6 protein-coding genes are annotated in these 13601 nt (G+C 40.8%); 2 read left to right on the top strand and 4 right to left on the bottom strand.

From position 1 onward, the window contains the following. Positions 1–102: 102 nt before the first annotated feature. From AACZ73_RS00150 to AACZ73_RS00135, 4 genes are all read right to left on the bottom strand, one after another. The gene (locus AACZ73_RS00150) at positions 103–2397 is read right to left on the bottom strand and encodes a BamA/TamA family outer membrane protein (protein WP_339874384.1); all 2295 of its coding nucleotides are present in this window, start codon (positions 2395–2397) and stop codon (positions 103–105) included. Beyond that, the gene (locus AACZ73_RS00145; RefSeq protein ID WP_339874382.1) at positions 2387–7438 is read right to left on the bottom strand and encodes a translocation/assembly module TamB domain-containing protein; all 5052 of its coding nucleotides are present in this window, start codon (positions 7436–7438) and stop codon (positions 2387–2389) included. The genes AACZ73_RS00150 and AACZ73_RS00145 overlap by 11 nt, the downstream gene beginning before the upstream one ends. Positions 7439–7607: 169 nt before the next feature. Next, positions 7608–8975 carry a metallophosphoesterase family protein gene (locus AACZ73_RS00140; RefSeq protein WP_339874379.1) on the bottom strand — a complete coding sequence of 456 codons (1368 nt, stop codon included), beginning with the start codon at positions 8973–8975 and terminating at the stop codon, positions 7608–7610. A 69-nt stretch (positions 8976–9044) separates the two neighbouring features. Next, on the bottom strand, positions 9045–9650 hold the full coding sequence (locus AACZ73_RS00135) for a hypothetical protein (RefSeq protein WP_339874377.1): 606 nt from the start codon (positions 9648–9650) through the stop codon (positions 9045–9047). Positions 9651–9875: 225 nt separating this feature from the next. Here AACZ73_RS00135 and AACZ73_RS00130 point away from each other — a divergent pair, with 225 nt between their 5' ends. Next, positions 9876–12254 (top strand): TonB-dependent receptor, encoded by a 2379-nt coding sequence (locus tag AACZ73_RS00130; protein WP_339874375.1) that lies wholly within the window; start codon positions 9876–9878, stop codon positions 12252–12254. Next, positions 12254–13420: a PepSY-associated TM helix domain-containing protein gene (locus AACZ73_RS00125; protein WP_339874373.1), complete on the top strand. Its 1167-nt coding sequence runs from the start codon at positions 12254–12256 to the stop codon at positions 13418–13420. The genes AACZ73_RS00130 and AACZ73_RS00125 overlap by 1 nt, the downstream gene beginning before the upstream one ends. The last annotated feature ends 181 nt before the right edge of the window (positions 13421–13601 follow it).

Genomic DNA, 13601 nt, shown 5'->3' with positions numbered 1-13601 from the left:
GGTAGAACTCAAAAATCTATACTGTAGAATTTAAGTGTTCGTATTAGGAGACGTTAGCCAAATTCATCGATTCCATTAGGATTAGTAAAGCTGATGCAATCTTTAGAAAGGGTATCCAATGGCGAAATTGAAAATCAATTTTTCTCTTCTCCAAGTTCTGCTGCCTATATCAAATGTGTTGCCCCAACGCTCTCCTTCTTCCAAATAAGGGACACGTACTGGTGTAGCAAGATCAAACCGAATAACAAAAAACTGAATATCCACTCTAAAACCAACTCCGGTACCTACAGCAAGTTCGTTCCACCAAGTCTTTGAGAATTTTCCTCCTGGTAGTGCTTCATTATCATTCATCAGCCAAATATTTCCTGCATCCATGAATAGAGCACCTTTCAAGATCGAAACGATTGGAAAGCGGTATTCAACATTAGCTTCCAGACGTATATCCCCGGATTGGTCAAAATATGAGTTGACGTCAAAATTCTCAGGTCTGTAAGTTCCAGGACCGATAGATCGGATACGGAATGCTCTTACGCTGTTTGGTCCTCCGGAAAAGTACTGCTTCACATAGGGTAGAGAAGAAGAATTACGGAAGGGAACACCTAATCCTCCAAACAGACGTGTAGCAATTGTTTGGTTTTTGTCGATATTCCAGTGATACCTTAAGTCCAAATCCACTTTTCCGTATTGCGCATATTCCAGTCCCAGAAACTTTCCGTCATCTTTACCAAACGCTTTGTCCACCAAGCTAAGGGTGTTACCTGCAAAGTCCAACCCCACTCCCAAGAAATATCCATGAGTTCGGAATCTATCATTCAGCTTATTGTAGTTAAAGGTGTAGTTGATTCCTGCAATGAAGTTCTGTTCGAAGCTTCTCTTCAAAAAAGGATTAGCATCCAGAATCTGGTCAAACTCAGGAGAAGTCTTGCTCAAATTGACTAGGCTGAGACTGATTGGATTGATTTCGTGGTAAGCATAAGGATTTGCATTCCAGAAATAGCCATAATTGGCCGACACAGAATTAAGATTATATAGTCCTCCTCTGCTGAGGTATTCTACTCCAACGCCCATTTTGGTTTTGGGAACAGAATAGCTGAATTTCTCGGTGATGGGTATGAAAAAGATCACTCGTGGAAAAATCAAATCTGCATTGAAGCCAAGTTCTAGTGATGTCAGACCTTTCCTGTCTTCCCCACCGGCTATCTGAAATTCATATCCAATTCTCCCGGTTAGATTTAAGGTTTCCCCGCCCTTGAATAGATTTCTATTACGGTAAACAAGATTCAAAGCTGGTCCTGCAAAGTTGTTTGATTTGGATACAGCAAGAAGTTCTGCCCGCAAAGATCGCTTAGTCATAGGAGACAAATAGAAGCTTGCTTTAAGATGTCCCAGCGAGTCATTTGTTGAAAGTTCTTCATAGCGAAGATTTACAAATTTATAATTCCCTATCGAACTTAGCCGATTGCTAGATAGTCGGGATAGGGTAGGATCATATCGCTGTTCGTTTTCAATTAGAATATACTCATTAAGGAGCTTGGGTTTAAATACCAGATTTCCTTGAATGAAATTCTTATCATCATAGGTGATAGTATCCAGCTTTTCTCCATCTTCATCAATGGAGTAGTTTGGGAATACATTGATGGTGTCAATTTTGTAAGGAATAATACCGTTTGCAGGGACATTTTTCTTTAATCTCAGGTAGAGCTTAAAGTGCCGCAGGCTGTCAGAAATGTTGGTATCTGCCTCAAAGATCAGGAAGTCGTTGTTGAAGTTGTAATAACCTTTTTCTTTCAGAGTGGAATCTATTCGTACCCTCTCTGCATTCAGCAGGTTTAGGTCAAACCTACTTCCGGAATCCAATGCAGTTTCCTGCATCATCGCAATTATTTCCTTGTCTATCTCCATACTATCACGCGCTATCACTACTTCTGTGAGAGTATAGGGTTCAGAGATGTTTGCAGTATATTCTACTTCAGCAAATTGATTTTTTCTGTTTACTTCGGAGTTGCTCGAGCTATAAAAGAATCCTCTGTTTTCAAGTCTGTTCAAGATCAGCTCTTCCGTTCGGGATGGATCTACCTGACTAAAATACACTGGCTCCTCACCGAGTTTTTTATTGAGAAAGCGGTTGATAAAACCAGGTTTTTCCTGAGTGCCTTTATAATGGGCCCAAAGACCAACATACATTCCCAATATTTTGCTATTAGGTTCTGGACGGAGTAATTCTTCCAGTTCTTCCTCCACATCGTCCAGCCCCTTAATTTTCACATCCGTATTGACTTTTAGCTCAGCGCCTTTGTAAAGAAACACGCCTTCAGGAATGTACTTTTTTACACTGCAGCTTAGGATACCTGCAAGTAGGAGTATGGGTAAAGTAGATATGAACCTATTAGTCTTCATTTTCTGGCTCTTCTTTGGCGTCCTTTTTATCTTTTTTTCGCTCGGCTCTTTTCTCCTTCTTGGATTTACCTTCCAATTCATCTATGGGATTTTTCTTCTCCTCTTCATCTTCAGGATTTGGTGCTCTCCACAGATCAGGGAACTCATTGAATTCACGGTTGAAAATCAACCCACCTCCAGTTACGATCAATTGTCCATCGATAATACTTTCAAATTGGTTTTTTCTAAAAGCGCGGATTCTCCATCTGCCGTCCTCAGTCAGCAAGTATTCGAAACTGATATTTGCCAAAATGGAGTTTGCCTGTTCTGAGCTCTGAGAACTTCCTTCCAAATCAACCTGGCTACCAATATGCACGACGAGTCGATCATCGAACAGCGTTTGCTGAGCATTGATGTTAAGATCAGTCCGGTTTTTCGCACTTCCTGATTGGTAATCCTGGTAGCTGTCCACGTCGAAACCTACCTGAAATCCACTGTCTCCAAATAGTTTGCTGGAAAGTGCATTCATCTGATCGGAAAGTATCTGACTCACACTATTTCTGGCAATCGCCTCCGCCCCGCCAGTAGATCCATCACTTCCTGAAGAAGGGAAAAATCTATTTAGCACCAAAAGCGAGAATACTTGCTTATTTAACTCGTCTTCTTGTTCATTAATCTGTAGCACGCGAGAGTATACATTTCCTCCAAAAGCACCTCTTTGATTTTCGGGCATGTCAAGCGTAAAAGAAATTTCCGGTCTCAGCAATTCCCCTTTCACATTCAGGTAGACTAGGAAAGGAAGCTGCTGCTGATACTGAGATAGCGCTTCATTATTGCTACCGGTCAGTTGGGCAGACATTAATTCTGAAGCTCCCGTTTCCACCTTGTAGATAGCTTGTATGTCCAAGGAAGCATCCATTGGGTCTCCATTCCAGGTAATTCTGCTGCCTGGATTGATTTCAAACTTTCTACTGACCAAATTGTAGAGGGACATTTCATAATGTCCTCCTGTGATTTCATAATTCCCACTCAGAGTGATCCTTCCGTTTGGATTGATATCCATTTGCAGGTTGGCATCACCCGATACTTGAAGATTGTCACCTGTAGCAGGATCGATTACAATGGTGAAAAGTGCTTCAGGATCGATATTGAGCAATGCTCGAATATCAAATCCTGAAAATGCACTGGTAGTCTCTTCCGTTTGTCTGGTAAGAATATCATCAGGTTCTTCTTTATTGACAAAAAGAACGACGCCTTCTCTTTCCACCAAATCAAGCTGAGATTCAGGGATAATCACAGTCAGGTCTGTATTATTTCTAACCCCCAGTTCTGCTTTGACGATTGGTAAGTTCAAGTCACCTTGAATACTTACATCAGCATCCAGGGAGGTTTTACCATAAATCAAATCATTCTCTTTATCGGTGGAATTTACCGCCATGAAGTTCTTGGCAGTGAGTTGCAGGTCAAAGGATGGATTAATATAACTCTCAGTAAAAACAGTTCCGTCGATTTCAAATGTGTTATTTTCAGTATCACGGATGGTGAATTGATCGAAATAAACTCCGTCATTATCCACTCCTATAGTTTCATTGGAAAGGAGATATTTCGTACTAAGTTGTGCTGGGACAAATGAGGCTTCATGAAAGTTAAACTCCCCTTCGTAAAGTGGTTCGATGGTAGTGCCGTTGGCGGTGATTGTTCCAGAAAGATATCCGGCACCATCTAGAATTTGGTCTTGGGATAGTCCTGCTATTTTATTCATTTCTATCTTATTCAGATCCATTTTGATGTCAAAATTTCCCCCAGCTTCATCAGCTACAAATTCTCCATTTAAGTCAAAATCAACCCCGTCATCTTTCAGGCTAAGTGCCAAAATGTAATTGCCAAGACTTTTGGCGGTAGCCTCCAAATTCATATTTCCCAGAGGTACATCCAGCACTTTTAAGCTGTCTACTTTCAGCTGCCCCATCAGACCAGTAGCGCCAAAAGGATTTTCCACCACCAGGCGACCATTCATGAGTCCGCCAGCGATTATTTCTTCGGGATTTAGTAAGCTGGTGAAAGTGGAAAGTCTAAATCCATTAAAAACCAGCGCAATATTTTCGTCAGTAAAGCCTTCCACATTATTGACCATGGAGAGTTCCTGATTGGATTTGGCAAATTTGAAGTCTTTAAAGTCCAGACTTTCGCCGGAATATTTCACGAGGTTTTGCTCAGGCACATTCCATTGCTCACCTTTTAAAATTAAATCTATAGAGGAGACATGGTAGCTCAATGTATCACCTGATAGCCCTATATCTGACGATACATGGTAGGTTCTTTCTTCATCTTCGTAGGAATGGAAATCAAAGAATAAACGTGAATCTGCAAGCTGACCTGTGATGAAAGTTTTATCCATGCTCAGTGGTCCTGAGGTCAAATCCTGAAAACCAAAATATAGGCGAAGCACATCTTTATTTGATCGGATCCTAAGCCCTAAACTATCCACTTCTGTCCCTGAATAATTGACGTAGGGGAATTCGATTGTAGCGGTCAGGGAATCTATATTTTGATAATAATCAGCTTTAATACTTGCTGAGTCAAATTGCTCCAATCCTTGCAAAAGAACTTCTGTTAACAGAGGATCATCCGAAATCTTCAAGTCCAGATTCATCACAATATTTCTGTCATCCGTGTAAATGGAAGAATCCAGTTTGTCCAGATATTGGCGGAAATGAGCCGTTAAAGCTTCAGTAAGTTCTGTTGGATTAGTGTTGGTGCGCACATATCCATTTATCAATTTGCTGGCGATGTCCACGCTGGTAGAATCTTCCCGAACACTTGCGTCAGCAGAGATTTCACCTAAAGGATAGTTTCTCTGATCGTAGAGAATCGTACCATCCTGAAGTAATGCTTTTAAATCAAATTCCTCCAAATTTCCTTCGAAATTAGCATCAAGTTTTAACTTGGCTCTTGAGCTTTTGGCAGTCAATCCGAGTGCGTAGAAGTCTGCTCCTGTCAAATCTAGATTGAGATCAACGATAGAGTTGACCGAATCAAGGTCTACTTTTCCTACTAATTCATAGTCCAAAAATTCCGATTCTAATGCCGATCGAATACTACCAGCGCCATCTACTAGCTTTCCGTCCAATTTCAAACCTGAATAATCAGATCCATACAATCTCAATCGACCAAATGTGGAGGAGAGTTCGGCGTTAAGATTGTTCAAATTTGATCCCGTCCCGTTCGCTACGATCTCAAAAGTAAGAGTGTCAAGTTCAGGTTGCTTAAGGAGGTTTCCCAATTGCAGTTGATTGACTTTTAGATCTGCGTCGAAAGCAAGTTGACCATTGTTTTGATACGCTCCGTCCAGCAAAATATTTCCCATGTCCGTTTCCAGATCTAACTTTGTCACGAGATCATCCAGCTTCCCGCTTGCACTAGCTTGAAGGTTAATTTGTTCAGGAAACTGAACTCCATAATCCTCTTCTTTCACAAATCGAAGAAGTGTTTGACGGTTGGTTTTCAAGTTTAATTCTGGAAAATCAAATGCTAGAAGATCTACATCCATTGCATTTTGGACAGTTCCATTCGCATTGAAAATACTTTTGCCCCAATTGACATCCAGTGTAGAAATATCCATTGATTTCAGGTCTCCTTCTGCATTAAAATCCACCAGGATAGGATCCTTTGCCAACTCACGAATCAGCGTGTCTTGTGCTAAAGTTGGATCGAAAAAATAGCTGTCACGGACATCCACCTTGGAGTCATTTACTACCAAATCGAACTTCAGAGTTTCATAGTTATCAATTAGATCTTGTATAGAAGGATATTCAATAGACACTTCTGCATCCAGTTTACTTCTGTTAGTGACGAGTAAAAGGTTGTCCAATTCACTGGATTCATTTCCTGCCTCCAGGTCAAATTGAAATTCCTTAAGCTCAAATCCGCTGCCTTCCAAGAAATGAAATTCCTGAAGGTTTGCTCCGACAGTTTCATCCTTTAGGAATAAATCTTCTACATCAAAAGTTAGATTAGCAATAGAAATTGCTTCAGGATTGAACTTGCCTTTTGTGATCGCAACGTCTTTAGATTTGTATTCTATGTCTGTGGAGTCAATGCTAATTCTCTCAGCAGCTACATTCCAAGCTGGCCATTCAAATGGAGTTGAGGAAGACGTGCTGCTTGTATCGACTGGCGAAGCTTCAGAAAAATCATGGAATAAGATTGAAGAATTTTCCAGAGCAATTCTGGTCAATTCAATTGTCTGAGTCTGAAGATTTGCTTCCGGGAGTTCTACTATCAAGTTGCCGATGACAACCTGAGCTTCCTGATTATCGGGCATGCTCATGTAATCTGCTGACACGTTATTGAGCATCAGATCATCCAAGTTCAGAATAGGCATTGGAGTTTCTTCTGTCGATTCTTCAGAAGGCGGAAATGGTTTAGTCTGATGATATTTGATACGAGCGTTTTGGAGCGCAACTTCTTTGATGTCAAACTCATACTTTTCCAGGTCAAGCCCAGGTATCGTCACATCAAGTTGTCCCAGCAGAATGAATGCGTCAATGCCTAATACTTCATCTAAATAAGTGATATCAAAATCCCGAAGAGAAATCGGGGAAAGTTTTATATTGAGTGGTTCTGAAGCCGTGGTGTCGGCTGGTACAGTTTGCGTGGAATCCGCAGCTTGAGAAGCAAAAGCCTCAATTAAGAAGTCAAAGTTGAACTTCTCAGTTTCCTCACTTCGGGTCACACGTGCAACCAACCCTTCCCAGTCTAGCTTTGTGACGCTGATTTTACCGGTGCTGAGGAGAGGCGCGAAAGCTACCCCTGCTTCTAAATTTTTAGAGTATACCAAGGTGTCACCTTGGGTGTCTTCTAAGTATAAATCTTCAAGGTAGATGTTTCCTGAAAAAGTAATGAAAAGCCGTTTTATTGATACTTCAGTGCCTGTTTTACCCGAAACATAGGAGGTTGCTTTATTCACAATTATCCCCTGACCCCAAGGGCTACGAATAAATAGAATCAGAGCACCTACTATCACCAGAATTACGGCAATGGTAATACCCAGAATCTTCAAAAATTTACTGAAAAAGCGTTTAATGGGATTGAGCGTTAAATAATGTCAGTAAATGTACTTTTCTTTACATTACTTATTAGGCAATAAATAAGCCAGATTACCGATTTTTACATTTACCATTACCCCAGTTAAACTAGGCTTGTTAAATCACAGCTATAATTCTAGTTTATCAATTGCCTTTTTTATAAGTCCGCATATACTCAGCCATTTCTTCCGGGGTCATTTTGTTCTCAGAACCAGGAGTTAGTTCTATGGCTTCTTGGATGGCTTTGTCAGCTCTGTCGATAAATTCTTTTGGTTTTCCTTCTGATTTGATGAGGTCAAAAGCATCGTATAAATCTCCAGTGGCGGTATATGCTCCATAGCTGAGTCGATTTCCTTCTATACTTATCAACTGAAAAAGTTGGGTGTTGGAAGCTGCGCGATCCATCCACTTATCAAAGGTAAGGTTGTACATTTTTGGTCCGCTGACAGATACCACATACACTGGACCCTGTGCTGCTGGATCCTGATTGGCTACACCGGAAGGAAGATTTCTGCCTCTGCCATAGGAGTGGTCGTGTCCCTGAAGTACCAAATCAACTTTATACTTATCAAAAATAGGCTTGAAAGCTTCACGGAACTCCTTGTTGTCACGTCCAGTTCCTGAGGAATAAATCGGATGATGAAAAGTAATTACAGTCCATTTCTGTGTATTTTCTGATAGTACTTTTTCCAGCCAAACTTTTTGAGTTTCCATCGAAACCTCATTTTGAACGATCTCTTGTGAGTTTAAGGAAATAATCCGCAAATCTGAATAGTCTAAGTAGTAAACCGTTTCTGAGAACTCACTTGGACCATTTTCAGGGAAAGTGAATTGTTTCTTCCAATGATAATCCAAAACCAAAGTGCCATCTTCCTCGCTGTCGTATTCATGGTTTCCTGGCGTGCTTATACTCGGAAACATTGCATTAATAAATCCTCCGGCAAAGTTCCATTCTCCCCATTCCGAGTCAGATTGCGTGCTGTTGATAAGATCTCCAGCATGGACCATAAAGGCTGCTTTTGGAAGGTTTGAAAAAGCTTGGCGGATTACTCTTGACCACTGAGATTTGAGGTTGTTCTGCGCATCACCGAAATAGGCGAAAGTAAATGGTGTTCCTTTTTCAGGCGCAGTGGTGAATTGAAACCACTCTGACCAAGTACCTTCATTACCCACTCGATAGGCATAAGTTGTCGCTGGTTGTAATTCCCGGAAAGTCACCGAATGGTAATTTGCCTTTACGCTGTCAACCTCCAGAAATTCACTAGCTGCATCAACAGTCTGAACACTGTCAAGGTAAATTGGAGTGTTTGGTGCTAGGATAACTTGTGCTTTAGAATTCTCTACTTCTGCTGAAGTTCTCCAAGTGACAGATTGAGAAGTCATGGGATCATCTGACCAAGTCAGTATGATGCGGTCTGGGAATTCCGTCGGAATAAATTTCTGAGCTGAAAGGTTGCTGAAAAGCCCAAGGGATAGTAGTGCTGCAAAGGAAAATTTAAAGAATGACTGCATCAGGTGGAGGGTTAATACGGTGGCATTGTAAAGAAGCTGTGAATAGCTGAGTTATTTTGAAAAGTGGTGTTAAGGAATTTTTAATTCTACTTTTTTAGATAGAGTGTCTACCCGAAAACTTAATACGGAGAGAATCAATCCCACAAGTACTATCATGCATGCTGCTATCCAATTCCAGTAGGAAACCTGGATTGCGAATAGCTGCAAAGCAAGGCCAGCGAGCCAAACTAAATGGCCATTCAGATTTCTGATTTTTCTGGTCTTTATATCATATCTACTTTTTCCCTCATCGATTAATGGCCTAAAAAAATCCCGGTAGTTCCAGAGTAGAATCAAGTCAAGCAGAAGGAGAAACGCCAAGACATAAGGCGTTCCGCGCCAGTCAAGAGAAATAGTCACCATCAAAATATTGCCGATCATAGGAATCATCATGATGCTTCCCAGCAATTTGTATCGTGTAGTGACTAGCATATACCCGATGATAATCTGACTAAAAGCGATAAACCTACCATAAAGACCCAAGCCGTAAGGTTCCAATTCTTCGATCAACCATACAGGTCCTATCCATCCAAAAAACTGGTGATTGTGAAAAAGTTTAGCCATCCCTGCACCCCAAAAGGTGAAACCTAGAAAAATAGCAATTAACTGTACTACTAATTGGGGGAGCCTTTTCATAGAGATAGCTGGGTTGATGTTTAAAAATATTGATTTCTAAATAAAAACTGAATTCAAGATTCAGTATAAAACAGCTTATTCTCAAAACACTTTTTATTGATGATGAATAAGTTAGATGCATGACTGTAAATTCTTATCTATATTTCCTTAGATTAATTCTAAATAAATCTTGTTTAGAATTAATCTAAGTAATAGGTTTGTGGAATATTTGAAAATCAAATCAAGATGAATCGAAGAATTCTACTACTCACCAGCCTATTTTTCCTTTGTATTTTTGGCGCTTACTCCCAGTCTGCCAGCATCAAAGGATTCGTTACTACCTCGGACGATCAGCCAATGGAATTTGTGAATGTCGGCATCAAAAGTCTGGCAAAAGGAAATGCAACTGACAGAAACGGATATTTTGAAATCAAAAATATAGCACCAGGGAACTACACGGTATATGCTTCTTTTGTCGGGATTGTAACCCAAGAGAGAAATGTAACTGTAAACCCAGGGGAGTCACTTTCTGTGAATTTCACTTTGGCAGAAAGCTCCACAGATTTGGCAGAAGTAACCGTGACAGACCAATCTTCCAACAGATTTTACTCAGATAGTAACTTCACCATTGCAAAACTGCCCTTAACAGATCTTCAGAATCCTCAGGTTTACAATTCTATTTCCCAAAAACTACTGAAAGATCAAGTAGTGACTAACATGAATGATGCGTTGAAAAACGCAACAGGGGTAACTAGACTTTGGGAATCTACAGGCCGTGGAGGAGACGGTGCGGAATACTATTCCATGCGTGGTTTTGCAGTGCAGCCAACTATGGTGAACGGTATGCCAAGCTTGAATAACGGCGGGCTGGATCCAGCTAACGTGGAAACTGTAGACGTAATCAAAGGCCCATCCGGGACACTATATGGTAGCTCTGTGATCTCTTACGGAGGTTTAATTAATATTACTACTAAGCGCCCAACTGATACTTTTAAGGGCGAAGTTGGATTCATCACGGGAAGCTATGGTCTGAACAGAATCACAGGCGACGTGAATGTGCCGCTAAATGAAAATGCATCCATGCGTGTAAATACCGCTTATCAGTCTAATAATACTTTTCAGGATGCTGGTGGAAGAAACTCCTTTTTCATTGCTCCATCTTTCAAATTTCAGGCAAGCGAAAGACTAACTTTCTTGATCAACACTGAGTTTTTGAATTCAAATTCGGTGAATGCTCCGATGATTTTCTTAAATAGAAATAATCCGCTTTCTTTCTCATCCATTGATCTGTTTGAGCAGAATTACGAGAAATCTTTCACGGGAAACGAACTGAGCATAAATAACTCTTCCTACGCACTTCAAGCACAGGCTTTTTACAAGCTTTCCAATTCCTGGACTTCCCAGACTGTCGTTTCCAGAAGTTCAACGAAGACTGACGGATATTATCATTATCTATTCGATGGCAGTGACGGAGATTCATTTTACAGATATATTTCTGATCGTAATGGACAGACATTGACTACTGACATTCAACAAAATTTCATCGGGGATTTCCAATTGGGTTCCATGAGAAATAAGATGATCGTAGGGCTGGATTATTACGATGCAGATCTATTGAACAGTAGCACAGGGTGGGTAGGAAATGGTGTAGTGACTCTTTCAGACGGCGCTGATACAGGTGTGTTGACCCAAGCTGGTGTGGATGATTTGTTGAAAGACTCCTTCGAAGGAAATTCCACCGGTAATACACGTATCATGAGTGCCTATGTATCTGATGTGATCGAATTGCTTCCTCAACTTTCCGCAATGGCAAGTGTGAGAATTGACAACTTCAAAAATGAATCATGGGGAACTGATTCGGAAGAAAATACACAGACTGCGGTTTCTCCAAAATTCGGGATTGTGTATCAGCCGGTGAAAGATAAGGTCTCTATATTTGGTAACTACATGAATGGCTTTGTCAACATTGCTCCCGCGACCGTAAGCAATGTAGACGGTACCAACACTAGACTTAAGACTTTTGATCCTGAAAAAGCCAACCAATTGGAATTTGGTGTAAAAACCAACTTATACAAAGACAAGATTTCAGCTACTGCCAGCTATTACAATATCACAGTGTCTAACAGGGTGATGACTGATCCTACTAATATTAACAACTCCATTCAAGGTGGTGAAGTAGTAAGTAAAGGATTTGAGTTCAGTGTAATTGCTACTCCGGTTGTAGGATTGAATGTGGTGGCAGGATTTAGTAAAAATGACGCTGAAGTAACGGAAGATTATCCGGAAAGCGGTTACTTGGGGCTTCGTCCTGAGGAAGCTGGACCGGAGAATTTATTCAACTTCTGGGCAAGCTATTCGTTCTCGGCTGGCGCTCTTAAAGGATTCGGTTTAGGATTTGGAGGTAATGCAGCCAGTGAATATCTAACTATGAATAGAGCAAATATCGGTAGCTTTGCGCTTCCGTCTTATCAGGTGTTCAATGCCTCACTTTCTTACACGGGTTCCAAGTATTTCTTGGCTTTGAAAGTGAACAATTTGACAGATCAGAAATATTACTCAGGATGGTCTACAGTGACTCCTCAGAATCTTCGGAATGCATCTATTAGCCTTAACTATAGATTTTAATGAATCTAAAGAAGACAATAAATAAACTACACCTCTGGCTCGGACTTTCGTCCGGGCTCGTCGTATTTATAGTGGCAGTGACTGGCTGCATCTATGCCTTTCAAGCAGAAATCAAGGATCTGACTTATTCTTTTATGTCAGTTGAGCCACAGGAAAAAGCTGTTTTGCCGCCAAGTGAGATCAGTGGAATTGCGCAGGAAGCTTTTCCTGAGGGACATCTTCATGCCATACTATATCCTACGGAGGAGAAATCAGCGCAAGCTATTTTCTTCAGCTATGGTGAGGGTCATGATCATTATCAAACAGCCTACATCAATCCCTACACAGGGGAATTGCTTAAGCTAAAAGATGAATATGCTGACTTTTTTCGTATCGTCTTGGATGGACACTTTTACCTTTGGCTACCACCTGAGATCGGTCAGCCAGTTGTAGCCAGTTTCACACTAATTTTCCTTTTTATGGTGATCTCTGGCTTGATCCTTTGGTGGCCAAAGAAAAAGAAGAATCTAAAGCAAAGCCTAAAAATCAAATGGTCTGCTAGATGGAGGAGAAAGAATTATGATCTGCATCAAGTCCTTGGCTTTTATGCGATGACTTTCGCGTTGGTCTTTGCGATCACCGGCTTGGTTTGGGGTTTTCTATGGTTTAGAGATGGGGTTTATTTCGTTGCTTCCGGAGGTGAAAAATTTGTAGAATATTACGATCCAGTTTCAGACTCCACGCAAACTTATCAGGGTGAAATCCCGGCTTTGGATGCTGTATGGATGAAAATGAATGCAGAATATCCTAATTCTGATTGGATAGAAGTTCATCCTCCAGGATTCGAAGGAGCGGCAATCGCTGCAAACGCGAACCCAGATGCTTCCACTTATTGGAAGGCAGACTATAGATATTTTGATCAGAATACGCTGGAAGAACTTCCTGTAGACCACTTTTATAACCGCTTTGAAGAGGCTACGGTAGCCGAGAAGATCATGCGGATGAACTACGATGTACACGTGGGTGCTATTGCAGGATTGCCAGGTAAGATTTTGGCATTTTTCCTCAGTGCGATTATCGCCTCACTTCCGGTGACTGGATTTTTAATCTGGTGGGGGAGGAGAAATAAGGCGAAGAAAGAACAAGTGGCTCAAGTCAAAGCCAAGATGGTGTTGACTGAAGCTTGATTGCAAGTTTGAGTTTGAAAAGGTTGTAAGGTTTTACAGCCTTTTTTTGGTATTTGATTCTTTTGAATTCAACCCTCTATAAGTAAGGAAAGAAAGTTCCTTTTTTAATTATCGTCTGAGGGATTATACTCTAAACTGTAATAGTCATTTTATTTTCAAAAAACCGAAAAAAAACTGATCA

The sequence above is a fragment of the uncultured Algoriphagus sp. genome (assembly GCF_963974835.1).
In the GTDB taxonomy this organism is placed as follows: Bacteria; Bacteroidota; Bacteroidia; order Cytophagales; family Cyclobacteriaceae; genus Algoriphagus.
The sequence above is the reverse complement of the archived record's forward strand: the minus strand, read 5'-3'. Positions and strand labels throughout refer to the sequence as shown.